Source organism: Bradyrhizobium australiense, from assembly GCF_013114825.1.
Classification (GTDB): Bacteria; Pseudomonadota; Alphaproteobacteria; order Rhizobiales; family Xanthobacteraceae; genus Bradyrhizobium; species Bradyrhizobium australiense.
Map to the genome: position 1 here is coordinate 505,232 of NZ_JAAVLX010000002.1, position 25,097 is coordinate 530,328.

Annotated in this window: 21 protein-coding genes and 1 pseudogene; 5 read left to right on the forward strand and 17 right to left on the reverse strand. The window is 61.7% G+C overall.

The genetic code is table 11. From position 1 onward, the window contains the following. The first annotated feature begins 284 nt into the window (after nucleotides 1-284). A complete protein-coding gene (locus HCN58_RS35590; RefSeq protein WP_235983409.1) occupies nucleotides 285-743 on the forward strand; it encodes a DinB/UmuC family translesion DNA polymerase in 459 nt (152 codons plus the stop codon). On the opposite strand, the gene HCN58_RS05980 is transcribed toward HCN58_RS35590, so the two are convergent. From HCN58_RS05980 to HCN58_RS06005, 6 genes are all read right to left on the reverse strand, one after another. Beyond that, on the reverse strand, nucleotides 674-3,778 hold the full coding sequence (locus HCN58_RS05980) for a DEAD/DEAH box helicase (protein WP_171578652.1): 3,105 nt from the start codon (nucleotides 3,776-3,778) through the stop codon (nucleotides 674-676). The two genes, HCN58_RS35590 and HCN58_RS05980, sit on opposite strands and share 70 nt — an antisense overlap. Nucleotides 3,779-4,616: 838 nt before the next feature. Beyond that, the gene (locus HCN58_RS05985) at nucleotides 4,617-6,500 is read right to left on the reverse strand and encodes a TRAP transporter large permease (RefSeq protein ID WP_171578412.1); all 1,884 of its coding nucleotides are present in this window, start codon (nucleotides 6,498-6,500) and stop codon (nucleotides 4,617-4,619) included. Nucleotides 6,501-6,505: 5 nt separating this feature from the next. Next, nucleotides 6,506-7,531 carry a TRAP transporter substrate-binding protein gene (locus HCN58_RS05990; protein ID WP_171578413.1) on the reverse strand — a complete coding sequence of 342 codons (1,026 nt, stop codon included), beginning with the start codon at nucleotides 7,529-7,531 and terminating at the stop codon, nucleotides 6,506-6,508. Nucleotides 7,532-7,708: 177 nt separating this feature from the next. After that, nucleotides 7,709-8,725, reverse strand: a complete 1,017-nt coding sequence (locus HCN58_RS05995; RefSeq protein ID WP_171578414.1) for a transketolase family protein — start codon at nucleotides 8,723-8,725, stop codon at nucleotides 7,709-7,711. After that, nucleotides 8,722-9,570, reverse strand: coding sequence for a transketolase (locus HCN58_RS06000; protein WP_171578415.1), 849 nt, complete (start codon nucleotides 9,568-9,570; stop codon nucleotides 8,722-8,724). Before HCN58_RS06000 ends, HCN58_RS05995 begins: the two co-directional genes overlap by 4 nt. A gap of 22 nt (nucleotides 9,571-9,592) precedes the next feature. Then, nucleotides 9,593-10,354, reverse strand: coding sequence for an SDR family NAD(P)-dependent oxidoreductase (locus HCN58_RS06005; protein ID WP_171578416.1), 762 nt, complete (start codon nucleotides 10,352-10,354; stop codon nucleotides 9,593-9,595). 140 nt (nucleotides 10,355-10,494) lie between these two features. Here HCN58_RS06005 and HCN58_RS06010 point away from each other — a divergent pair, with 140 nt between their 5' ends. Beyond that, a complete protein-coding gene (locus HCN58_RS06010; protein ID WP_171578653.1) occupies nucleotides 10,495-11,379 on the forward strand; it encodes a LysR substrate-binding domain-containing protein in 885 nt (294 codons plus the stop codon). Nucleotides 11,380-11,562: 183 nt separating this feature from the next. On the opposite strand, the pseudogene HCN58_RS37775 reads toward HCN58_RS06010, so the two are convergent. Together HCN58_RS37775 and HCN58_RS06020 are read right to left on the reverse strand one after the other, a co-directional pair. Beyond that, nucleotides 11,563-11,643, reverse strand: a pseudogene (locus HCN58_RS37775) (AsnC family transcriptional regulator); the annotation flags it as partial. Nucleotides 11,644-11,695: 52 nt separating this feature from the next. Next, on the reverse strand, nucleotides 11,696-12,190 hold the full coding sequence (locus HCN58_RS06020; protein ID WP_171578417.1) for a winged helix-turn-helix transcriptional regulator: 495 nt from the start codon (nucleotides 12,188-12,190) through the stop codon (nucleotides 11,696-11,698). Between the two features lie 170 nt (nucleotides 12,191-12,360). On the opposite strand from HCN58_RS06020, the gene HCN58_RS06025 reads away from it, so the two are divergent. From HCN58_RS06025 to HCN58_RS06035, 3 genes are read left to right on the forward strand one after another with little or no spacing between them, the layout of a single operon-like run. Beyond that, nucleotides 12,361-12,852 (forward strand): (2Fe-2S)-binding protein, encoded by a 492-nt coding sequence (locus HCN58_RS06025; RefSeq protein WP_171578418.1) that lies wholly within the window; start codon nucleotides 12,361-12,363, stop codon nucleotides 12,850-12,852. Continuing rightward, nucleotides 12,849-15,221 (forward strand): xanthine dehydrogenase family protein molybdopterin-binding subunit, encoded by a 2,373-nt coding sequence (locus HCN58_RS06030; RefSeq protein ID WP_171578419.1) that lies wholly within the window; start codon nucleotides 12,849-12,851, stop codon nucleotides 15,219-15,221. Before HCN58_RS06025 ends, HCN58_RS06030 begins: the two co-directional genes overlap by 4 nt. Beyond that, on the forward strand, nucleotides 15,218-16,072 hold the full coding sequence (locus HCN58_RS06035) for an FAD binding domain-containing protein (protein ID WP_171578420.1): 855 nt from the start codon (nucleotides 15,218-15,220) through the stop codon (nucleotides 16,070-16,072). Before HCN58_RS06030 ends, HCN58_RS06035 begins: the two co-directional genes overlap by 4 nt. Here the strand turns inward: HCN58_RS06035 and HCN58_RS06040 are convergent. The 9 genes from HCN58_RS06040 to HCN58_RS06080 all read right to left on the reverse strand — a co-directional run bounded on the left by HCN58_RS06040 (nucleotide 16,052) and on the right by HCN58_RS06080 (nucleotide 25,097). Then, on the reverse strand, nucleotides 16,052-16,555 hold the full coding sequence (locus tag HCN58_RS06040; RefSeq protein WP_171578421.1) for a winged helix-turn-helix transcriptional regulator: 504 nt from the start codon (nucleotides 16,553-16,555) through the stop codon (nucleotides 16,052-16,054). The two genes, HCN58_RS06035 and HCN58_RS06040, sit on opposite strands and share 21 nt — an antisense overlap. 127 nt (nucleotides 16,556-16,682) lie before the next feature. Then, nucleotides 16,683-17,948, reverse strand: a complete 1,266-nt coding sequence (locus tag HCN58_RS06045; protein ID WP_171578422.1) for a CaiB/BaiF CoA transferase family protein — start codon at nucleotides 17,946-17,948, stop codon at nucleotides 16,683-16,685. A gap of 1 nt (nucleotide 17,949) precedes the next feature. Continuing rightward, entirely contained in the window at nucleotides 17,950-18,747 is a 798-nt protein-coding gene (locus HCN58_RS06050; RefSeq protein WP_171578423.1) for an enoyl-CoA hydratase/isomerase family protein, read from the reverse strand. Between the two features lie 315 nt (nucleotides 18,748-19,062). Next, entirely contained in the window at nucleotides 19,063-19,506 is a 444-nt protein-coding gene (locus HCN58_RS06055) for a TetR/AcrR family transcriptional regulator (protein ID WP_171578424.1), read from the reverse strand. 115 nt (nucleotides 19,507-19,621) lie between these two features. Beyond that, complete coding sequence (locus tag HCN58_RS06060) at nucleotides 19,622-20,449, reverse strand: enoyl-CoA hydratase-related protein (protein WP_171578425.1); 828 nt, start codon at nucleotides 20,447-20,449, stop codon at nucleotides 19,622-19,624. Nucleotides 20,450-20,470: 21 nt separating this feature from the next. Further along, a complete protein-coding gene (locus HCN58_RS06065) occupies nucleotides 20,471-21,475 on the reverse strand; it encodes an NAD(P)H-dependent flavin oxidoreductase (RefSeq protein ID WP_171578426.1) in 1,005 nt (334 codons plus the stop codon). A 54-nt stretch (nucleotides 21,476-21,529) separates the two neighbouring features. Continuing rightward, the gene (locus HCN58_RS06070) at nucleotides 21,530-22,717 is read right to left on the reverse strand and encodes an acetyl-CoA C-acyltransferase (protein WP_171578427.1); all 1,188 of its coding nucleotides are present in this window, start codon (nucleotides 22,715-22,717) and stop codon (nucleotides 21,530-21,532) included. Between the two features lie 47 nt (nucleotides 22,718-22,764). Then, nucleotides 22,765-23,895 (reverse strand): acyl-CoA dehydrogenase family protein, encoded by a 1,131-nt coding sequence (locus tag HCN58_RS06075; RefSeq protein WP_171578428.1) that lies wholly within the window; start codon nucleotides 23,893-23,895, stop codon nucleotides 22,765-22,767. A 20-nt stretch (nucleotides 23,896-23,915) separates the two neighbouring features. Continuing rightward, the gene (locus tag HCN58_RS06080; protein ID WP_171578429.1) at nucleotides 23,916-25,097 is read right to left on the reverse strand and encodes an acyl-CoA dehydrogenase family protein; all 1,182 of its coding nucleotides are present in this window, start codon (nucleotides 25,095-25,097) and stop codon (nucleotides 23,916-23,918) included.

Genomic DNA, 25,097 nt, shown 5'->3' on the forward strand with positions numbered 1-25,097 from the left:
CGCATCAGCATCCCTGGTTGCCCGACCTCCAGCTCAACGAGCCGGCCGGTTGGTTCGCAGTGCCGCACCCGGCCGAAGCAATGCGAAAAGCAAGGACCGCCTCGCGTTGCTATAACGTGCTGGTGGCAAAGCGCAAATAGCCAACCGGCGCTTTGCGGACTCGTTCAAGGCTTGGAGGTTCCTCAACGAGTCCGCAACTACCGCGCCGCCTTGGTTGCCCCACCAAGCAACCTGACTGACCATGGCAGCGGAGTCTGTAACGAAGCGAACACAACGATGCGGAATTGGCACGATGTGGTAACAGAGTTACAGTCTCTTGTGTCCGTAGGTGCCGAGAACACCTTCTCACAGGACTGGCGCACTACGAGGCTCTGGCAGCGGAACTGCAGCCGCTCATCCATAAAGTTTGGCGGCGCTGCGAGGCGACGGGCGCGCGAGGCCGTACGGCGACGCTCAAGTTCTCCGATTTCGAATTGATCACCCACAGCAGGTCGGTCGCTGTCATCGCCACAGCGAGCAAACTGTCTAGTCTGGCTCTCGACCTGCTGAAGCATCTGATGCCACCAAAGAAGACGATACGGTTGCTCGGAATCTCCGTTTCGGGCTCGAGGGACCCGAAGCCGGAGATACGGATCAATTGTCTCTCATGTCAGATAGATAGTCGTCGCCCCGATTACTCGTCCAGAAGATCGAGGAACTCTTCGACCATCCTAAGCGGTCCCTCGCGTCCACTGCTGATGTAGACAACCCGATCGCCATCGCGTTGCAGGGATCGCGCCCTGGATTTCCGAAGTCGTCCCGGTAGGAATGTCGCGGCTACGGCATCCGGGCCGACATCAAGTCTTATGATTCCTCTTCGCCTGCATTCGATCCTGAGCCTTGCTGCGGCAAAGAAATCGCGGGCCGCCGGAGGCAATCTGCCGAAGCGACGGGAAGTCTCCTCCTCGAGATAGTCCAGCTCATCTTCGCTTCGGCATCTGGCGACGCGGCCGTAGATTTCCAGCCGAACCGCCTCCGATTGCACGTAGCCTGCAGGCAACATGTGCCCTACCGGCAGATTCAGATCGGGCACCCACAGGTCGGCTGTTCTGTCATCGGCTTTCTCCGAGGCCAATTTCAGAAGGTGGCTGTAGAGCACGGGTCCGAACACCTGCACATGGCCTGACTGCCGTTCGGAAAGCAGGTCCCCCGCTCCTCTGAGGTCCAGATCCCGCGAACTGATCGCGAAACCCGCGCCCGGTCTGTTGAACTCCTCCAGAACGGCTAATCGCTTCTCAGATCGCTCCGAATCCGAATCGGTCAGCAAATGCGCAAACGCGCGTATCCCGCTGCGGCCCACCCTTCCTCTGAGCTGATGAAGTTGCGCAAGACCGAACTTTTCGGGCCAACAGACCACGATCGTGTTTGCACGTGGGATGTCGAGACCGCTCTCCACGATGTTGGTCGCCAGCAGCACGTCCGCTGCGCCTTCGACGAAGCTCATCATTCGGTCGTCTATGTCGTCGGCGGGCAACTTGCCATGCAGACAAACGATGCGGAGATCCGGGGCCACCGATTGAACGCGCGCCAGCATCGGATCTAGATCCTGAATTCGCGGACAGATCAAAAAGCTTTGCCCGTGGCGCCTTTGCTCGCGCAGCAATGCCGCCGCAATAGCAGCATCCGAAAGCGGAGCGATCCTGGTGACGACCGGGAGTCGATGAATGGGCGGAGAGGCAATGACGCTGAGATCCCTGAAGCCAGCAAGACCGCCCGCGAGAGTCCGCGGAATCGGTGTTGCGCTCATCCAAAGGGCATGGATACTCTTGGCCAGCCCGGAAAGTCTCGCCTTCTCCGCCGCCCCAAAATGCTGTTCCTCGTCGATGACGACGAGGCCAAGGCCAGCGAACTTCACGTCCTTTGAGGCGAGAGCCTGCGTTCCGACTACAACCTTCAATTTTCCCCTCTTCAGCCCCTCCTTCACCTCTCTTGTCTCCGCGCCCGAATCGGTCCGCGACAAACTTCCCACTTCGATGCCAAACGGAGCGAAGCGTTTGCGGAAAGTCGCGACATGCTGTCTTGCTAGGACCGTCGTCGGTACCGCGATCGCCACCTGCTTCCCTGACAATACGACGGCGGCCGTGGCTCGCAACGCCACCTCGGTCTTGCCGAACCCGACGTCGCCGCAAATGACCCTGTCCATGGGGTGGCCCGACGCAAGATCATCCAAAACGTCCCGAATGGCTTTCGCTTGATCGACAGTCGTGAAATACGGAAAACGCGCGACGAACCTCTCATAGATGGGGCCTGGAGGTACAAGTTTCGGAGCTCGCCGGCGGCGTCGCTGGCTGATGTGTTTGGCGAGCTGCCTGCCGGCGATTTGGATTTCGCGCTCCGCCTCGGTACGCCGGGTCCACCACGTACTTCCATCCGCTTTGTCCAGCCTCAGCTCGCCGGGCTCCGACGCGTATGGCCAGATCAGGGCGAGGTCGGCGGGCGGCACGAGAACGGCGTCGTCTCCCGTAAATACGAGCCTGATCATTTCGCGCGACGATCCGCCCTCCATTGCCACAGTCTGTAAACCATCGAGCAAGGCCAGGCCTCGCTGCAGATGAACGACCACTGTACCCTGCTCCGGCACATCTGCGTGGTCGAAAGCCGCACTCCAGCTTCGAGCCATGGGCTGCGGATGATGAGCCCTGCTGCCGAGCACATCGGAAGCTGTTATGACGACAAGCGGTTTCCGGCCAGGCACGACAAAACCCGTGTCGAAGTCGGCCAGAAGCGCCGCTTCACGATGGCGTCCGGCCATCGCCTCGTTCCAATCCGCAAAGCGATCCGCCTTGACCCCGCTCATCCGCTCCATCACGCGCAGGTCGTCCTCCTGCGCTGCAACGAAAACCAGTCGCGAACCGAGGCGTCGTATCTCATCGACGAATGCACGGAGCGCCTTTCTCGGTGTTGCGATCTGCGAAAAGTCCGGTGTGGGAGCGAAAGATGCCTTTTGCGACAACACCTTCATCCGCCTGGTCGCCTGCTTCCATTCGCGCCTCCCAAGGTATTCGCGCTCCGCTTCCGTGCGACCGGCCGCCTCCTCGATCGTGCTAAGCCAGCTATCAGCGTGCGATGAAACCCCGGCGTCCGCGATCCACTTGGCTCGACCATAATAGTCGAATAGGGTCGAGCGCTTTCCGCGTTTATTCCCGAACGCCAGCCGCTCCGACATCGGGTCGATGAGAAGCTCTTTCGTTTCAAAAACGATGTGATGTTCTATCGGGTCGAACGCCACGATCCGACGTATCACCCCGCCGGAATGCTCTACTCTGAACGGACCAAGTGCGCCGGCGGGAAAGATCTCGAATGTTTTCCCGTGAAATAGCGCACCGCCGGGATAATCTGCCTCGTCCTCGAGATCGTAGCCGAGAGCCTCAAGCCGCGCCCGGAGATCTTGTTCAGAAAACGCGGTGCCCACTTTCAGACGGAGGATTACGCGGGACCAGCTCGCCGGCATGGGCAAGCGCTCCATCACGGCCTCTGCCGTGGAGACAAGCAGGATCGACTTCTCAGGCTTGGCAAGGCGCCTCAAGACCGAGCTTCGTCTCCCCGCGATTTCGTGCGACGGCTCCAGCTGATCGAACGGCAGCGTATTCAGTCTTGGAAAAACGAGCACGTCGCAGGAAGGATCGAGGGCATGAATGACGGCACCCAGCCGTTCGGCCCTATTCCCGTTTTCAGCAAGAAAGACGACGCCTTTGCGGCCCGACTTCCTCCACTGCGCGAGCAGATGGAGGGCCACCATGCCCAGGGGCGCTGAAGAAGAGATCGCAGTCCGCGATGAAGAATTCTTTCGCTTCGTTGCCTTGCTGGCAACGCGCGCTTTGTTAGAACGGTCCACGTTGAACCCGTCGTGATTCGCGACCAGCTGAGGCTGATGGCGAGAGTTGCTTCGAGCAGACCCGCTCTGATGTGGGAGCTACGCCCAAGGATGCGTACATATCCGAATTTGGTCGCAGACGCACCTTTCCCGTCTAATCGTCCAGAGAGACATCGCTTGGGAGCGGAGGCGTCTCGATCGTCCCCCCTTCTCCGCTCGACAGATCGCGGTCCTCAGCATCAGTACGATTCGGTTCGCCTTTCCGATCCTGATGTTGTGACTCTGGGAGTTCACGCGGCTTCTTTGGCAACATAACGGGCCTCCGCTTAGATAAGATGCGAGGTCCGAGATCGTTCACCGCGGCGCAAACCTGTTACGCGCAATTCCGCGATACCGAGCACCTTAGGCCGCCCAGGCTTCCACGGACGTCGCACCACTCCAACAATGCCCAACTTGCCCTCGATGGATTTTTTTTGGATGTCCCGGTGTACAAGTCGTGTACATGCTGCCTACCACTACTTGAAAAACCTGATCTCTCGTTCCAATCCATCATGGGCGCGACGCTAAACAGATGCGCTAACATGTTGATGTTATTTTGCTTTCTTGCCTTATCCCGAGCAACGCATTCTGGGCCGACACGAGCCTGATACCTAAATGGATTTTTCTTTTGTTTCAAGTACTTAAACGGATCGCTCGTTTGTTCACAACGGGTCGCTCCTTGCCCGGTACGATATTGCAGTACCAGATGGTAACAACAATCAGGCTAGAGAAAGCCGATCGAAATCCACGGCACGGCGGCGACGATGATCGTGCCGATCAGCAGCGCGATCATATAGGCGGCGATCGGCTTCATGCCTTCGTCCGGATTGATACGGCTGATCGCGCACGCCGCGTAATAGCCCACCCCGAAGGGCGGCGCGAACAGCCCGATACCCATCGCGAGAACGACAACCATTGCATAGTGCACCTCATGCACGCCGACCTGCCGGGCGATCGGAAACAGAAGGGGGCCGAACAGTACGATGGCCGGAATACCCTCGAGCACGCTGCCGAGGATGACGAAGGCAACGATGGTAACCGCAAGAAACATCGGCACGCCGCCCGGAAGCGCCGTCATGACCTTGGCCAGCGACGCCGAGAAACCTGACTGCGTCAAGGCCCAGGCCATGCCGGTAGCCGCGCCAATGATGAGCAGGATGGCGCCTGAAAGCGACGCGGTTTCAACCAGCATCGGATAGATGCGCCGCCAGGAAAACTGCCGGTAGATCAAAAGTCCCGCCAACATCGAATAGACGATACCGATGGTGGACACTTCGGTTGCGGTCGCAACGCCCTCGACCACCGCCGCTCGGATCACAAAGGGCAAGGCAATGGCGGGTATCGCGACGACGAAGGCGCGGCCTATCTCGCGCCCAGTCGCCCGCTTGACGTGCGACAGGTCCTCGCGCCGGTAATGCCACCAGACGACGGCGCAAAGCATGACCGCGAGCACGATGCCCGGCAGCAGGCCACCCGTAAACAGCGCGGCGATCGACACACCCGTGACCGAGCCGATCGTGATCAGCACCAGGGACGGCGGGATCGTTTCGGTCTGCGCGCCGGTCGCGGAAAGCAGCGCCACAAGGTCACCAGGCTTCGCGCCCCGCGCTTTCATTTCGGGAAACAGCACCGGAGCCACCGCGGCCATATCGGCAGCCTTGGAGCCGGAGATGCCGGAGACCAGATACATGGCTCCCACCAGCACATAATGCAGGCCGCCGCGGACGTGCCCGAGCAGGCTTGCAAGGAAGCTCACCATCGCCCGGGCCATGCCGGTCATCTCGATGAGCAACCCGAGGAAAACGAACAGCGGCACCGCCAGCAGGATCAGATGGCTCATGCCTTCGTCCATCCGGCCAATCACGACGACGCTCGGCGTGCTCGTGGTCAGTGTGAGATAAGCTACGGTGGCGAGGCCGAACGCGAAGGCAATCGGCACCGCCGCAAACACCATGGCGCCGCCCAGGAACACAAAGAATATGAGCAGGTTCAAATTGCCCAAGGGCTTCAGCACGGGCGCCAGAAACGCAAGCATGATAACGAGAGCGCTGACCAGCGCGACAGCCGTCAACACCCTGCGTATATCCGCGATGATAGCCAGACGCAGTGCCGCCACGATCAGCATCAGTCCAATTCCCACCGGCAGCGCCGCTGCGCGCCAGGAATTTACGATATCGAGCGCCGGCGTCCTGACATAAACCTCGTCCACGGCGAAGTCATAGGCGGGATGAATGACGAGAAGGAGGAATGCCAGCGAGGCGGCGATCGCAAAGACATCGAAAAACGCCCGTGTACCCGGAGCGAGCATGCCGACGATCGCCGTCATCCTCATGTGCTCGCCGCGCTGGAATGCGATGACCGAGCCAAGCATCGCAAGCCAGAGGAACAGGATGCCGGCTAGTTCGTCCGTCCACACGATCGGTGCATGAAAGACGTAACGGGCAACGATGCCGAGCAGGAGGACGACGATCTCCGCGACGACCAACAGCGCGGCAGGAACGGCGATCGCCGGTTCGAGCACACGGATCAAGCGCGCAATGCCACCGCGCCATCCTGGCAGGGGTTGCGTGTTCGCAACCTCCAACTCCGTAGCAGATGCATGTGCCATGGCGCTCACCCCAGCTTTCCTGCGGTTTGCTCGAGCTGCGCCCAAGCCTCATTGCCGAACCTGGCTTTCCAGTCGGCATAGAAGCTGGTCTTGGCCAGCGCCTGTCGGAACGCGGCGCGGTCGACCTCCAGGAACTGCATGCCCTTGGCAGTCAGGTCGGAGCGGAGGGAATCGCTCAGTCTGGCAATGTCGGCCCGCTCGTCATTCGCGGAGCGATCGAATTCCCGCGTGACGATCTCCTGTAGATCCTTCGGCAGCTTCTCGAATGCGCGCTTGTTGCCGAGGATCCAGTAGTTGTCCCAGACGTGACCGGTAAGACTGCACGTCTTCTGCACCTCATAGAGACGCGCCGTTGCAATGATCGGCAGCGGGTTCTCCTGCCCATCGACCACCTTGGTCTGCAGTGCGGAATAGACTTCGTTGAAATTGATCGGGGCGGGACCTGCGCCAAGCGCCTGGAAGAGCGAGGTAAGATTCGGCGCTGCCGGCACCCGAAGCTTGAAGCCCTTCAGGTCATCTGGCGCTTTGATCTCGCGGCCCGATGAGGTGACGTGACGGAAGCCGTTATCCCAGGCTTTCGACACTGCCATGATCGGCGTTTTCGCGATTTGCGCCCGGATGTAGGCGCCGAGATCGCCATCCATCGCCTTCCAAACCGCCTCATAGCTGGCGAACAGGAAACCCAGGTTCACGATTCCCGCGGCCGGAACCAGCGTTGCGAGGATCAGCGAAGACAGGTTGAAGAACTCGACCCCGCCGTTTCTCACCTGCGTCAGCAGGTCGGTGTCCGAGCCGAGCTGGTTGGCCGGGAAGAGGTTGATCGCGAGCCGCCCGCCGCTCGCCTCACGGATACGATCCGTCGCCTCCTTGGCGCGGATGTTGACGGGATGGGTCGGGTCCTGCCCGGTCGCGAGCTTATAGGTGAACTCCGTGGCTGAGGCGCGGCGGGTGAGGATGCCGCAGAGCGGAACAGCGGCCGCGCCCATGATTAGGGTCCGGCGGCTTATAGTCATCGGCGTGCGCGTGGTCATCGGTTTGCTCCTTGACGTTCGGGCCCGGCGGGCCGGTTCGCGGCAACGGTTGTGCCCGCTGATCTTTTTCTTGGCCGATACTTGAAGGCCGGCGATGGGCGGCAGCCGTCGTTCCTCGCAGCGGGGCTGCGAAGGGCGATGCTGCCGAAATCCTGTTATGGAGCGGCGGCTAGAGCCTCAACGCCCTAACCACTGCTTCATCTGCCTTGACACTTCCGCGGTCGAAATTCCGTAGCGGTCGTGCAGGGTTGGCAGAGCGCCGGCGGCGAGAAACTCGTCAGGCAGCCCAATCTGGCGAAAGACCGGATGAACGCCAGAACGCATCAGCAAGGCGGCGACTGCTTCGCCGAGGCCGCCGATCACGGTGTGGTTTTCGGCAACGACGACCAGGCGGCCCGGCTTGCGGGCTTCGCGGAGGATGGTCTCGGCATCGAGCGGCTTGATGGTGGGAACGTGCAGCACCGCTGCATCCACGCGGTCGCCGGCCAGCTCCTTCGCCGCCTCAAGCGCCCGCATGGTCATGATGCCGGTCGAAATGATAAGGACATCCCTGCCCTCCCGGATCAGGGCCGCCTTTCCGAGCTCGAAATGGTAGCCGTACTCGTCGAGCACCAACGGCACCTGGCCGCGCAGCAACCGGACATAGATCGGGCCCTGATGGGCAGCGATGGCGGGCACGAGCTGCTCGATCTCGTGGGCATCGCAGGGATCGATCACCGTCATGTTCGGCATGGCGCGGAACAGCGCGAGATCCTCGGCCGCCTGGTGGCTCGGGCCGTAACCGGAGGTAAGGCCCGGCAAGGCGCAAACGATCTTCACATTGCGGTCTTCCTCCGCGATCGTTTGATGAATGAAATCGTATGCGCGGCGGGATGCAAACACGGCATAGGTGGTCGCGAAGGGCGTGAAGCCCTCGGCGGCCAGTCCCGAGGCGGCGCCGAACAGAAGCTGCTCGGCCATTCCCATTTGGTAGTACCTGTCAGGGAACGCCTTGGCGAAGATATGCAGGTCGGTGTACTTGCCGAGATCGGCCGTCATGCCAACCACGTCGGCGCGGTTGCGGGCAAGTTCGACCAGCGCATGCCCGAAGGGCGCGGGCTTGGTCCTTTGCCCGTCGGCCGCGATCGAGGCGATCATGGCCGACGTGGTCAGGCGCGGCTTGCCCGACGGCGTTGCTGACACGGTGGGCTTCATGACTTCTTCCCTGCTTCGAGCGCACCGAGTGCGAGCTGCCATTCGTGCGGTTCGACACGGATGAAGTGGTTCTTCTCGCGCTGCTCCAGGAATGGAACGCCTTTGCCCATAAGGGTGTCGGCGACGATGATACGAGGCCGGGGCTCGGCGTTGGATTTGGCGGCGTCGAATGCCGCTATCACGGCATTGAGGTCATTCCCGTCGACGCGCTGCACGAACCAGCCGAACGCCGTGAGCTTGTCCACCAGCGGCTCGAACGCCATCATTTCGGTCGACGGGCCGTCGGCCTGCTGGTTATTGACATCGACAATGGCGATCAGATTGTCGAGCCTGTGGTGCGCGGCCGACATGATCGCTTCCCAGACCGAGCCCTCATCGAGCTCGCCGTCGGAGAACAGCGTGTAGACCCGCGCCCTAGAACTCTTGCGCTTCAGCCCGAGCGCCATTCCGGCGGCGATGCTCAGACCCAGCCCGAGCGATCCGCCCGACATCTCCATGCCCGGTGTGTAGGAGGCCATGCCGGACATCGGCAGGCGGCTTTCGTCGCTGCCGTAGGTCTCAAGCTCCGCTTCGGGAATGATCCCGGCCTCGATCAAGGCCGCATACAGCGCGATCGCGTAGTGGCCGTTCGAGAGCAGGAAACGGTCCCTTCCTTCCCAGGACGGGTCCTCCGGCCGGTAGTGCATGGCGTGGAAGTAGGCGACGGCAAGCACGTCGGCGATGTCAAGCGCCTGCGCGATGTAGCCTTGCCCCTGGACTTCGCCCATCCGCAGCGCATTGCGGCGAATGTTGTAAGCACGCTGCGCCAGCGTCGGCGCGTTGGCAATGGTCCCAACCGTTTCCATGGCGATCTCGCTCCTCTCGCGCTCAGTGAATGAGCATGCCGCCGTTGACGTCGATCACCGCTCCCGTGACGTAGGCGGACAGGTCGGAAGCAAGGAAGGTGTAGATTCCCGCCACGTCGTCGGTTTCGCCGAGGCGGCCGAGCGGAATGCCCTCCAGTATCTTCACCCTCATCTCGTCGGTGAGCTTGCCGGCGGTGATGTCGGTTCCGATCAGGCCGGGCGTGACGCAATTGACACGGATGCCATCAGATCCGAACTCGCGGGCCATCGCCTTGGCGAGGCCCAGCACGCCGGCCTTGGCCGCGGAATAATGCGGGCCGCCGAAGATGCCGCCACCACGCTGCGCCGAGACCGATGACATGCAGGCGATCGAGCCGGACTTGCGCTGACGCATGTGCGGGATCACCGCCTGGGAGAGAAACAGAACGCCCTTGAGATTGACGTCCTGGATGCGGTCCCAGTCGACCGGGGTGATGTCGAGCAGCTTCACCGGCTGGGTGATGCCGGCATTGTTGATCAGGATGTCGATCTGGCCGAAGGCGACGACGACGGCGTCGATGGCCTTCATGCAGGACTCCCGATCGACGACATCGCATGCGAGGCCGAGGTGAGGTCCGCCGGAAAAGGAATCCAGGCTCTTCGATGCAGCTTCCGCTGCGGCGCCGTCGATGTCGAGGATCGCGACCCGGGCACCTTCCGCCGCAAACCGCCGGGCAGTTGCCAGGCCTATTCCGCGCGGCGAGGCCGCGCCCGAAATGACCGCTGTCTTGCCGCGTAGTAGCATGCCTTCCTCCCTGATATTCTACCCCGCAAGGCACCGTCGATCGGCGCCTGTTTTCTTGACGATATCGACTACGCCTGGACCGTGATGGCGACAAACGCGCAGTTGTCGCCGATAGATGAATCTGGTTCACTTATGGCATGTTGCTTTCCAGTATCCCGATTTCGGCGATCCGCGCCTTCGAGGCGGCCGCGCGCACCGGCTCTTTCCGCGATGCTGCGAGCGAACTCCATTTGACGCCGAGCGCCGTCAGTCACGCGATCCGCAAGCTGGAAAGCGCGATGAGCACCACGCTGTTTGAGCGCAGCGCCCGATCGATCCAGCTGACGCCGGCTGGACACAACTTGATGCGTCATGCCGGCGCCGCGTTCGACAATCTGCGGCGCGGAATCGAAGAGGTGGCTGGCCGCGGGCCGCAACTGCTCCGCGTGCATTGCGCGCCGAGCTTCGCGGCGCAGTGGCTGGCGCCGCGTCTCGCCCAATTCATCGCGGCCGAACCGAGACTGGAAGTGCGGCTCGCCGCCAGCACCGAATATGCCCGCTTTGGCAATGACGATTTCGATCTCGATATCGTCTATGGGCAGCCCAGGCGCGAGGCTCTGGAAATAATCCCGCTTGGCGAGGAAACCGTTACGCCGCTTTGCACGCCAGCGCTTGCAAAGAAAGTCCGCAAGCCGAAGGACTTGTTCGACCAGGTGCTCATTCGTTCAGAGGTCAAGCAGGTCCAATGGCATCAATGGTTCGCCGCGAACGGGCTTGAGGCACCTGCCATTCATGGCATGCGCTTCGACCGCAGCTTCCTCGCGATTGCCATGGCCTCAAGCGGCCTCGGCGTCACGCTGGAGTCAACACGCCTTGCCGAACGCGAGATCGAGACAGGCAAATTGGTCGCACCGCTCGCCGGGCGCGCCGTCGACGTCCGCTATGTCGGCCACCATCTCGTGTTCCCACGCGCCAACCGGCAGCGCCGCGCCGTGCGGGCGTTCGCCGATTGGGTCATTTCGGAGCTTGCGCAAACGAAGCGCTGAAGCCAAGAGCACGAGTAACCGACCGATAATTGCGCTCGAGCCTTGCCCGGTACGGCGTTGCAGTACTGGATGAGCTCGTGCGGTACCGTGCTGTATCCTCTTTACCAATCCCATCTTGTTGGCCCCAGCCTCCTCCAGCCGCCCGCACGCTCCGCAGGCACGGCGAGGTGACAACCCGACTTTCTTGGCGAGCTCCACGTTCTGCAGGCGCCCATCCCGCTGCAGGGCAAGCAGGATACGGCAGTCGATAACGTCCAGTTTCATGGGCACAGGCTCGCACCCCGTCGCGCCTCCCCCATGCAGCAACAAACCGAAATCATCGTTGGTCGAACTTGGTCAGCCGCCACCGCACGAGATCGTCGGCGCCTGGGCCGGCCTGCGGCTGGACGTCCCTTAAGCGGACCACTTCGTCCGATTTGTCATCGACGAGCGCGAGCTTCACCGGACGGCCAGTATTCTTGTTGATGAATTTGAGCGGCGGCCCGGCATTACCTGTAATCGCCCACTTGTCCCCTACCTGGGCAAGCGCCTGAATCACCAGGATGACGTCCCTGCCCTTGCGGGTCAGGAGGTACTCGTAACGATCGGGCCCGGTCTGATACTGCCGCCGCTCGATGAGTTCGTTTTCCTCCAAATGCTTGAGCCGGTCGGACAGCGTGGCGTGGGTAATGCCAGTCGATTTCCTCAGATCCTCGTATTTGCTCAACCCGAGCGACAAATCGCGCAGGATCAGAATGGCCCAGCGGTCGCCGACGGCGTCGAGCACGCCGGCGATCGAGCACGCCATTCCCTCAAAGCTCTTCGAGCGCATTCACATCGACCTCCGAACAACTCTTATTACCAGAGTAATGGGAGCGGCCGTGGGATCCAAGTACCTGCCCCGGGGCTCCAAAAAATCGCTTGCCGCTCGTCACTCTTATTATTAGAGTTACTACAAGTAAAGCAAAAGCACGGCCGAACCTGCCGCTATCAGGAGGATGCATGCCCGAGCCCGACAATCGTCACATCGTGACGCTGGAGATCAACGGCACGCGCAAGACCGTCGCCGTGGAAGCGCGAAAATTGCTGGTCCACCTGATCAGGGAGGACCTTGGCCTCACCGGCACGCATGTCGGCTGCGATACTTCGCAGTGCGGCGCCTGCACCGTGGAGATCGACGGACAGGCGATCAAGTCCTGTACCGTGCTGGCCGTGATGGCAGACGGCGCGTCGATCACGACGATCGAGGGCCTGACCGACCCAGGCGCCGAACTCAGCCCCGTTCAGGCGGCATTCCATGAGCATCACGCGCTGCAATGCGGCTTCTGCACGCCGGGCATGGTGATGAGCGTGCGCCAGCTATTGAAGGATCAGCCGCATCCGAGCGAGCACGACATCCGCCACGGACTCGCCGGCAACATCTGCCGCTGCACCGGCTATCACAACATCGTCCGCGCCGTCGAAAGCCTGGCATCGAAAGGCGATCAGCCATGAACGATACGACTGCTATCCGCCATATCGGCCAGCCGCTCCGACGGCGCGAAGATCTCAAGCTTCTCGCCGGCAAGGGCCGATACGTCGATGACGTCAGGCTGCCGGACATGCTGCATATGGCGGTACTGCGGTCGCCGCACGCGCACGCCAACATCAGAAGCGTCGATCTGTCCGCCGCCAAGGTAGCGCCGGGTGTTCGCCTCGTTCTATCCGGCAAGGCGCTCGAAGGCAAAATGGGACCGATCGTACCGAACTGGATCATTCCCGGCAGCAAGGTGCCGTTCCGTCCCGTGGTCGCAACCGATCGCGTTCGCTTTGTCGGCGAGTGCGTGGCGCTGGTGGTGGCGGAAACGCTGGCGCAGGCCTATGACGCAATCGGCCTGATCGACGTCGAATACGAGGTGCTACCGGCAATGACCGACGAAGACATCGCGATCCGCGATGGCGCTCCGCAACTCCATGACAACGTTCCCGGCAACATTACCACGATCTACAAGGTGCGTGGCGGCGATTACCAGAAAGCGGCCCGCGAGGCCGACCATGTCATCGGACTGCGCGTGATCAACAACCGCCTGATCCCGACCTGCATGGAAACGCGTGCGATCGTTGCCTCGCCGGAGCCGGACGGCACGCTGACGGTCTATATCGGCAGCCAGGTTCCACACATGCATCGGCGCTGGATCGCGGAGACGGTCGGCATTCCCGAGCATCAATTGCGGGTGATCGCACCTGACATCGGGGGCGGCTTTGGCGCCAAGATGCATCTGTATCCGGAGGACCTGCTCTGCCCCTATCTCGCGCGCGAACTCGGCGCTCCAGTCAAGTGGTGGGAGAGCCGCTCCGAGAGCCATCAATCAACCAGCCACGGTCGCGCCCATACCGAAAACATCGAGGTGGCGTTCAGCAGCGACGGCAAGATCCTCGGCCTGAAGGTCGACACGCTTGGCAACGTGGGCGCCTATCTCTCCAACATGGCAAGCGGCGGTCCGACCGTGAACACGGTCAACTTCGGCACCGGCACTTACAAGATCGACAACTATGAAGCGATTTCCCGCGTCGTCGTCACCAATACTGTGCCGGTTGATGCCTATCGCGGTTACGGCCGGCCTGAAGGCGCTTACATCGCCGAGCGCGCGATCGATGCGGTTGCGCGCCACCTCAAGCTCGACCAGGTCGAGGTACGGCGGAAGAATTTTGTTCAGCCGACAGAGTTCCCGTATCGACCGTACGGCAGCATGGGCGTGATGTACGACAGCGGCAACTATCAGGGACTGCTCGACAAGGCGCTCGCGGCTTTCGACTATGACGGACGTCGCAGGGAATGCGATGCCTTGCGCCGCGATGGCATCTATCGCGGCATTGGCGTCGCCGCCTATACACATATGTGCGGGATGGCCCCATCACGCCGGTTGGCCATGAGCGGATTTGACCGTGGCGGCTGGGAAAGCGCGCGGGTCAGCATCGACTCCAGTGGACGGGCCACGATTTATTCGGGCTCGATGAGCCAGGGTCAGGGCCACATCACGTCGCTATCGCAGATCGCTGCAGACGTTCTGCAGATTCCAATGGACAACATCGACATCGTACAAGGTGATACCCGCCAAGTACAGGCCGGCCACGGCACCTTCAATTCACGCTCGATGGCGGTCGGCGGATCCAGCGTGCACGTGTCCTCGCAGCGCATCGTCGCCAAGGCTAAGAAGATCGCGGCGGGCATGCTCGAAGTGGACGAGAAGGATGTTTCCTATTCGGCGGGCGCGTTCAGCGTGCCTGGGACGGATATTGCGCCGGTAACATTTTCGAAGGTGGCCCGCATGGCCTATGTTGGGCACAAACTGCCTGACGGCGTCGGGCCGGGGCTTGATGAGACGGTGTTTTACGACCCGACCGGCATGGGGTCGCCATCAGGCGTCCATCTTGCCTATGTCGAGGTCGATCCGGCGACCGGGATCGTCGACATTCTCGATTATGTCGCCGTGGACGACGTCGGCACGCTGATCAATCCCCTCCTCGCCGCCGGCCAGATCCATGGTGGTGTCGTGCAGGGCATCGCGCAGGCGCTCTATGAGGAGGTCAGCTACGATCCGGACGATGGACAGCTCCTGACCGGCTCGCTGCTCGATTATGCCGTTCCGCGCGCCGAGCATGTGCCGAACATCCGATCGCTGTTCCAGGAAACGCCGTCGCCGACCAACCCGATCGGCGTCAAGGGTATCGGCGAGAGCGGCTCGATCGCCGCCCCACCCTGCATGGTCCACGCCGTGCTCGATGCCTTGTCACCGTTCGGTATCGCGCATCTGGACATGCCGCTGACGCCGCCGCGCGTCTGGGCGGCGGTGCAAGAAGCCCGCACGGGAGCCTCCCAATGATCCCGGCAGCCTTCGATTATGTCCGCGCATCTTCGCTCGCCCAGGCGATCGATCTGCTGCGCGACGATCCCGACGGAACAAAGCTCCTGGCCGGCGGCCATACCCTGCTGCCGGCATTGAAGCTGCGGCTGGCATCGCCCGCACTCCTGATCGATATCGGAGGCATCGCCGAGCTCAAGGGAATCGAAATCAGCGAGGCCGGCATCAGGATCGGCGCACTGACGACGCATGCCGAACTCTTTGCTTCCGAGCCGCTGAACAAGGAGTTGCCGGTCTTTCGTCAGGCGGCCAGCCTCATTGCCGATCCCCAGGTGCGTAACCGCGGCACGATCGGCGGCTCGCTCGCGAACGCCGATCCCGCGGCTGACTGGCCGGCGGTTGTGGTGGCGCTGAAGGCAGAGATCGAGATCGCAGGCGCCCATGGCTTCCGCAGGGTGGCGGCACGGGACTTTTTCGTCGATATCTTTTCGACCGCGCTGGCACCGGACGAAATTCTCGCCAGCATCCGTATTCCGCGGCCGAAGCCAGGCATGCGCTTCATCTACCGAAAGATCAGACATCCCGCGAGCGGTTTTGCCGTCGTTGGAATCGCGGTCGGCGTGCGGCTGCACGGCGGCGTGGTTGCCGAGATTTGCATCGGCGTCACTGGTGCAGCGAACCATGCGTTCGCCGACCAGCACGCGGCTGATTTCCTAACCGGCAAGATGCTTTCGCGGGACAATATCGACCAAGCGGCAAAATTGCTGGGCGAGACCACCGAGTGCCTCTCGGACCGGTACGCTTCGGCGGAATACCGCGCTAATCTGATCCGGGTCGAGATCAGGCGAGCGCTACTTGCGCTTTCGTCGTGAGGCAGGAGCCTTCGCACCGGCCGCCGCACAATCGGCGGCATCGCCGCCAAATCGCTTGCGATTGAACGGAACAGCACCTGCGCCGGCAACGATCTCGACATCCTCGAGCCGCAGCGGCTTGCCGCTGCTCGTCCGCAACTCCGGATATTCGATCGGGCGCCCGGCAGTGCGGTCGCGGAACACGACTTGCGGCCCGGCCGGCTCCGCCAGCCAGTCGTCGCCCCACTTCTTCAGCGCGAGATAGGCCGGAAAGAAATCGCGTCCTTTCTCGGTCAGAACGTACTCATATCGTCCGTTGTGTTCGGGCAGCGGCACCCTCGTCATGACACCGGCCTCCACGAACTTCTTCAGCCGGGTGCTCAAGATATTGGGAGCGATCCCGACATAGTATTCGAACTGGTCGAAGCGCTTAACGCCGTAATAGGCCTCGCGAAGAATCAGAATGGACCAGCGATCACCGACAATTTCCATGGCTCGCGCCATGGAGCATTCCTTGTTGGCAAGACGGCTTTGCTTGACACTGGACATAGTTCTTTCAACCCCGAACTCAGCCCATACCATATTGAGCGGGATTCGCGTATGTCCAGCGCGCCCTTCGGCGTTTGGCTGATCAGGCAGCTTGCCCCGGCTCGGCTTGCGTCTTGGCGACGATCTCGGGCTCCAGCACGCGGCGATGCGAGACGAGCACGCCGGCTTCGCTCAAGCGCTTCAGTTCCGCCTCGCTGACGCCGAGCTCGCCGAAGACCGCAAAATTATGCTCGCCCTGAAAGGCAGGCGTGCCAATTGGCGTCAACTCTTCCGCCGAAAAGCGCCACGGCCGGCCCGGCAGGCGATACTCGCCGCCGCTGCGGTCAGGGACGCGCTGAACGGCGCCCCAGTAATCGCTCCATTCAGAGGCTGTGAGCTCCTTGATCGAACGGATCTCGCCCATGGCGATCTTGGCCTCGTCGAACTGGGCGTCGAGGGTCGCCATGTCCGGAAAGGTCAGAATCCAGGACTGGATGATCTGGTGCAGCACGCCGAAATTCAAGCGGCGCGCGGCCGCAGTGGAGAACCGTGGATCATCCATCAGATCGACGCGGCGCATGGCGCGCAGCCACGACGGAAAGGTCCGGCTGCCGATAATGCTGGTCGCGACGGTGAAGTGCTCGCCCTGCGGCCCTGTAAAGAACGAGCAATCGGTGGCCCCGAGGATCGCAGGCTCCGCCCCAATGTCATCGTCGGACAGATCGACATGCGCGCGTTCGTTGACCGCGAGCAGCGTCGCCGCCATCGCGACATCGATATACTGGCCCTGCCCGGTCTTCTGGCGGCTATTGAGAGCCGCGAGGATCGCGATCACCGCCTGCAACCCAGTGTAGACGTCGGCGTGCGACAGACTGTCGGTACGCGGCTCCGTCAGCGCGCTGCCATAGTGACGAACGCTGTTTTCAGTAAAGCCAGCCTCGGCCTGCACGGTTGGTGCATAGGCCATCCGGCTGCGCCACGGCCCGCCCTGGCCGTAGCCCGTGATCGACGCGTAGATCAGTCGGGGGTTGCGTTTGGACAGCGTCTCGTAATCGAGGCCGAAGAACCCCAGGGTACCAGCGCGGAAGTTTTCGACCACGATGTCTGCGGTATCGCAGAGTTTCAGTGCCAGTTCATAAGCGCCCGGAATGTTGAGATTGACGCTGACATTGCGCTTGCCGGCATTTTGCTGGGCGTAATAGCCTGACATCCCGTCGGTCGATGGAAACGCGAAGCGCGAGACGTCGGGACTTGGCGGTTCGATTTTGATGACCTCGGCTCCGAGGTCCTGCAAGGTGCGCGCGCACAGCGGACCAGCCAGCACGCGGGAGAAATCGACGACGCGGATTCCACTCAAGGGGCCACTCATGTCAGCGCCCCGCGAATTTGGCGAGACCGGGCCCGTTCTTGCGGAATGACGCAAGACCGGTCTTGAGGTCCTCCGACGCCCAAATCGGCGCCTGTACTCTTGCCATCGCCTCGTCCGCGGCCGCCACGCCCTGGTTGGCGGCGATATGCACGAGCTCCTTGGTCGCGGCATGCGCCACCGTCGGCCCCTGCGCTAACTCCTCCGCTATGGCCATCGTGGCCGTCTCCAGCGATTCTTCCGGAACTGTGAGATTGATCAATCCCCACTTCTCCAGGGTCGGCGCATCGTAGCGCCGCGCCAGCATCGACATTTCCTTGGCGCGCTGTGCGCCGATCCGCTGCACCTGCCGCTGGATTCCGCCCAGCAGCGGATGCAGCCCAAGCGTCGCCTCGACCGAGCCGATCTTCGCCGAAGAAGCCGCGATGATGTAATCGCACGATAGCGCAAGCTCGAGGCCGCCACCCAGGCAAACGCCGTGAACGCTCGCGATCAAAGGAACCGGCAATAGCTCCATGAAGCGCAAGAATTCGACACCGTTCAGCCGTCGATTTTCACCGCCCTGATCCGCGCTGCCTGCCTCTACACGTTTTTCGAAGATATCCAGATCTGCGCCGGCGGAGAAATGCCGCAGTCCGCTACGGATGACGATGGCGCGGCTGCCTGCCTTTTGGGCTGCCTCCACCTGCTCCACGATCGCATTGAGGAGTTTGGGGCCGAGCAGGTTGTACGGCCGGTAGACCATCGTAAGAACAGAGATATTGCCGCGCTCCTCGCGCGTCACCAATGCATCCTCGGACAAAGCTGCCTCCTGTTTCCCGGCGGCTCTCGCGACCGCATCATTCTAGTTGCAAAACGCAAGCTACATCATGACTTGCATTTTGCAAGCTATAATCGTCTTGGCGCTGGACCCGATTTTTTCAAGGCGCTCTTCTCGACTAGAGACGCTCCGCGCTGGTGCTCGCGGCTTGATTGCGCAAGGCCTGCCGACCGGCATCCAGGAGGATGTCAGACAACCGCTTGTCGCCGGCCGCACGCGCAAGCACGATCGAGCCGACCACGGTTGCAATTGCCCCGGCAGCGGCCTGCCGCGCATCTGTTGGCGATCTCTTCGGGATCAAGCCGGCGATGATATCGATGATTTTCTCGAGTCCGCCTGCAAGGGTACGCTGCGCTTCGGGCCTGAACGTGCGATATCCGCGGCTAAAGCCGGAAGCGCACAACCGCGCACCAGATTATTGCGATGGCGGGAGCTCAGATAGGACTCGACGACTGCGTTGAATCCTTTCTCGACAGGCAACCCCTGCGTGAGATCCAGCCAACGGGCGACGGTTCGATCCATGGCCAAAGCGAGTGCTTCAACGACCAAAGCGTCACGTGACTTGAAGTGGGCGTAGAAGCTACCATGCGCCAGATCAGCGAGTTTCATCAGGTCGACCACACTCAAGCCGCCGGCATCGTTTTGATGCAGGCCATAGGAAGCATTTTCGACGATCCGCCTGCGGGTCTGCTGCCCATGGCCTTTTGGTAACGCATCACCTGCTCCGGGATAGCCTAACAAGCAGAGCCATATTAGATGATTATCATCACATATAACGACCGAATTCCGCAGAAGGGCTCCTCGGTGTGCGCCTCGATCAGGAAAGGCCAGTCAGCGAGTACAGATTGAACGCACGCTAGTGCCCGACGAATACGGGCTTTCGCTTGTCGACAAAGGCGCGCACCGCCTCTTTGTGATCCGTCGTTCGCGCGGAGCGGACCATGTATGCCGCTTCCTGGTCCATTGAATCCAGAAGGTCCGTTGCCAAGGCGTGGTCAAGGTTGTCCTTCATGCCGGCGAAAGCTTGCAAGGGGCCCTCGGCCAAGGACCTTGCAAGCGCAAATGCAACAACGCGAAGCTCGGCATCGGGTACCACCCGATTGACGAGCCCCAGGGTCTCGCAGCGGCGGGCGTCGATCCGCTCCGAGAGAAACATCAACTCGCGCGCCCGGGATGTTCCCACCAGCCGCGTCAGCAGCCAGGCGATACCGTAGTCTCCCGTCAGCCCGATGCGGGCATACCCCGTGGTCATCACAGCCGATTCGGCGGCGATTCGAATGTCGCAGGCGAGCGCGAGCGCAAGCCCTGCGCCCGCCGCAGGCCCGGGAAGCGCTGCGAGCGTCGGCTTTCGCAATCCCGCCAACGCACCCGTGAGGGTGCGCTGCTTGAGGCGCAAGTCGGTAATCCGCTCTTCGACCGGCATTTCGGTCTTGGCGGCATTGCTTCCCATGCCCTTGACGTCGCCGCCGGCGCAAAAGGCGTTGCCGGCGCCCGTGATGAGCAGTGCGCCGACGCTGGAATCATCGCCGCACTGCCTGATCATGCACCGCAGCGCTGGGGTCAATTGATCGGACAAGGCGTTGCGCGCCTCAGGCCGGTTCAGCGTGATCAGCGCGACCCGGTTCCGGATTTCACACAGCAACTCACCGGTGCCGGTATCGACCTCGATCCGATCTTCCGTCATTCGCGCTGCTCCGTCGTGCCTTCAGGCGACCTTCAGGGCTGCCTTGCTGTCGGCGTCCAGGAATCCTGTAAGCCGACCCCTGATCAGCCGCTCGGCATCCGCCATGATGCGGTCGATCAATTCCTTGACCGTTGGGATGTCGCGAATGAGTCCAGCGACCATCCCGCAACTCCACGCGCCCGCGTCCATATCACCGTCGATCATCACCTTCGGATAGACGCCCGCCACCTGCTCGTGGATATCATCGATCTTGAGGCTCTTGCCTTTCACCCGTTCAATCTCGAGCAGGTTCTCGACGCCCTTGTTGTTCAATACCCGTTCGGTGTTTCGTAACGCACGCATGACCAGGCGCGTGTCGAGCTCCGACGCCTTGACCAGCGCATTCTTGACATTCTCGTGCACGGGCGCTTCCTTGGTGGCGATGAAGCGCGTACCCATGTTCATGCCGGCGGCGCCCATCGCCAGCGCCGCCACCAGGCTGCGCGCATCCGCCATGCCGCCGGAAGCGACGAACGGAATCTTCAGTTCCTCGGCGGCACGAGGCAACAAGATCATGTTGGGCATATCGTCTTCGCCGGGATGGCCGCCGCACTCAAAACCGTCGACGCTGACGGCATCGCAGCCGATCTGCTCGGCCTTCAGCGAATGCCGGACGGACGTGCATTTGTGAATAACCTTGATGCCTGCCGCCTTCAGGGCCGGCATATATTGTTCGGGGCTGCGCCCGGCGGTTTCGACGATCTTGACGCCGCCCTCCCTGATGGCGGCGATGTATTCCGGATAGGGCGGCGCAGTAAAGGTCGGCAAAAAGGTCAGGTTCACACCGAACGGCTTGTCGGTCATATCGCTGCAACGTGCGATCTCCTTGGCCAACAGCTCCGGCGTCCTTTGCGTCAGACCGGTGATGATCCCTAGTCCCCCGGCGTTCGACACCGCGGCCGCCAGCTCGGCAAACCCGACATAATGCATTCCGCCTTGGATGATCGGATGTTCGATGCCGAACATCTCGGTAATTGCAGTCTTCACGCGTGCCTCCGATATGTTTTCACAGGATCTCTAGTCTAGCCGGTTTGTCACTCGTCAGTGGACGATTTCGAGGAGGCCCGCGGCGCCCATGCCGCCGCCGATGCACATAGTAACAACGGCGTATTTCGCCTTGCGCCGGCGGCCCTCGATCAAGGCGTGGCCGGTCAGCCGCGCGCCGGTCATGCCGTAGGGATGGCCAACCGCAATCGAGCCCCCGTTGACGTTGAGCTTTTCGGGGTCGATCCCGAGCTTCTCGCGACAATAGATCACTTGCACCGCGAATGCCTCGTTCAATTCCCAGAGATCGATATCATCGACCTTAAGTCCGTGTCGCTTGAGCAGCCGGGGCACAGCGTAGACCGGGCCGACACCCATCTCGTCCGGTTCACAACCTGCGCTGACAAAGCCACGGAAGATGCCCAGCGGCTTCAGACCCTTTTGCGCCGCGAGCTTGTCGCTCATGATGACGGCTGCACTGGCACCATCCGAAAGCTGACTGGCATTGCCGCCGGTAACAGTGAAACCCGGCCCCTTGGCCGGCTTGACACCTGCGAGACCTTCGGCCGTGGTATCGGGACGCGGCCCCTCGTCCGCTGATAGAGTCACCTGCTGATAGGATACGGCGCCGCTCGCCTTGTCCGTGACCGCCATGGTCGTTTTGATCGGCGCGATTTCGTCGTTAAAGCGGCCTCCCTGCCGCGCGGCCGCCGTCCGCCGCTGACTCTCGAGGCTGTATTCGTCCTGACGTTCGCGCGAGATGTCGTAGCGCTTCGCAACGATCTCGGCAGTATCCAGCATCGCGATGTAGGCGTCCCCTTTCATCGCGAGCAGTTCGGGATCGATGGCATGAAAGCTGTTGAACTGATTGTTCTGGACCAGGCTGATGGATTCGCCGCCGCCGCCGATGGCAACCTCCACGCCATCGAAGATGACCGAGCGCGCAGCCAGCGCAATGGCTTGAAGGCCGGACGCGCACTGGCGGTCGATGGTCGTTCCGGCCACGCTCACCGGAAGCCCGGCGCGCAGCAGCGCCTTGCGCGCAATGTTCGTGCCGGTAGTGCCCTGCTGCATGGCGCAGCCCATCACGACGTCCTCGACCTCGCCACCCTCGATCCTCGCACGCGACAGCGCCGAAGAGATAGCATGACCCAGCAACGTCGCGCCTTCGGTATTATTGAGGGCGCCCTTGTAAGCCTTGCCAATCGGGGTGCGAGCGGTCGAGACGATTACGGCTTCAGTCATTGTTTACCTCAGTCGGGGTGCGGAAGTCGATTTTCTTGGATGAAGATTCAGCTCTGCTGCGCGTACCGCATCAGATGATAGGCGGGATCACCGAACTGGACGTTGATGGAGCTTATTCGCTTGAAGTAGTGGCCGACGTTCAACTCGTCGCTCATACCCATGCCACCGTGCAGTTGCACGGCCTGCTCCGCCACGAACCGCGCGGCATAGCCCACCTTCGTCTTGGCGCCGGACGCCAGTTTCGATCCGTTCGGTTCCTTCGACGCAAGGCTTAGGTTCAAATGCTGAGTGAGCGAAATGGACTCCTCAAGCGCGATGAACATGTCAACCATCCGGTGCTGCAGCACCTGAAACGTTCCCAGCGCAACCCCAAACTGCTTGCGCGCCTTGCTGTATTCAAGCGTCGCCGAGTTCAGCTCCGCCATGGCACCGACGGCTTCCGCGCAAAGGGCCGCGATGGCACGATCGCGGGCCGCTTCCAAGGCAGCCACGCCCTCGCCTTCGCTGCCCAGCATCTGGCTGGCTGGCACCTCGACGTTCATCAGCGTGAGTTCAGCGGCGCGCCGGCCGTCGATGGTCTTGAAGCTCTGCAGGTGAAGATTGGCTGCATGGCGATCTACGACAAACAGACTCACGCCGTCGCGATCGCGGGGACCGCCCGACGTGCGGGCTGAAACGATGAGCTTGTCGGCCCATGGCGCACCGACCACCGCAGCTTTGGTTCCGCTCAGAACAAATTTGTCCCCTTGGCGGTGCGCAGTGGTGGTGACGTTGTTGAAATCGTAGCGTGATCGTCCCTCCGCCCAAGCCAGCGCCCATATCGCATCGCCCTCCATGATCTTCGGCAGGAAGAGTTCGCGCTGCTCGGGCGAGCCGATGTCCTCGATCAGGCCACCGGCAAGGACAACCGTCTCAAAATAAGGCTCGACGACAAGCTTGCGGCCGAACTCCTGCATCACGATCATCGTCGCAAGCGAGCCTCCACCAAGGCCGCCGGAGCTTTCCTGGAAGGGCGCGGCGCAGAGCCCAAGTTCGGCGAACGATTTCCAGTGCCTGCGGCTCCAGCCTTCATCCGTCGCAACGATCTTGCGGCGCTCGTCGAAATCGTACTGCTCGCGCAGGAAGCGTTGAATGCTGGAACGGAGCAATTCCTGTTCTTCCGTCAACTGAATATCCATCGATGCCTCGTGCGATGTGGTCAGAGACCCAAGACCGCTTTCGCGATGATGTTGCGCTGAATTTCATTTGATCCCCCGTAAATGCTGAGCTTTCGGGAGTTCAGGTACTTCTCGGTCGCGGTGTGTCCGTGGTCCGGCCCCGGCATGAAGCGGTTGGCGCTTACCGGGTGCTCACGGATGGCCAAACCGTAATTGCCGATCACCTGGTGCGTCAGATCGGTGATGCGCTGGAAAATCTCGGTGCCCCTGATCTTGAACAACGACGCGGCCGGTCCCGGGTCGATGCCGCGCGACATCTGCGCAACGATGCGCAGCTCAGTTGCCTCCAGCGCGAGCACATCGAGCTCGACGCGCGCGATCTCCCTGATGAACTCGCCGAACGCCGGATCGTCCTGGTCGACCTCGGTCCTCACAATGTGCTTGAGTCGCTCCAGATACCGTGTCGACCGGCCGATCCCGGCCATGCTGGTGCGCTCGTTGCCGAGCAGGAATTTCGCGTAGGTCCATCCCTTGTTTTCCTCGCCGATCAAATTCTCGGCGGGGACGCGCACGTCCTCCAGGAACACATCATTGACTTCATGCGATCCGTCGATGGTAATGATCGGCCGCACGGTGACGCCGGGCGATTTCATGTCGATCAACAGGAAGGAGATGCCGGCCTGGGGTTTTGCTGTAGGGTCCGTCCGCACCAGGCAGAAGATCCAGTCGGCATGCTGGGCAAGCGTTGTCCAGGTCTTGTGGCCGTTGACGATGTAGTGGTCGCCGTCGCGCACCGCCTTGGTGCGGACCGAGGCGAGGTCGGAGCCGGAGCCGGGCTCCGAATAACCTTGGCACCACCAATCCTCCCCGGAGAGAATCCGCGGCAGAAACTTCTTCTTCTGCGTATCGTTGCCGAATGTGTAGATGACCGGGCCGACCATGGTGACGCTGAACGCCAGCGGTGGCAGCGTTCCGGCGCGCGACGTCTCCTGTTCAAAAATGAAGCGCTGTGTGACCGACCAGCCTGGGCCGCCATACTCCTTGGGCCAGAGCGGAGCAATCCAACCCTTCCTGTAGAGGATCCGGTGCCAGAGCAGCGACTGCTCCTTCGTCAAATCGGTCTCGGGGTTTGGAACGCGCATTTCCTGCGGATAGTTCGCCGCAATAAAGGCGCGCACCTCGTCACGGAACGCAGCGTCCTCGCTGGAAAGGTTGAGCTCCAT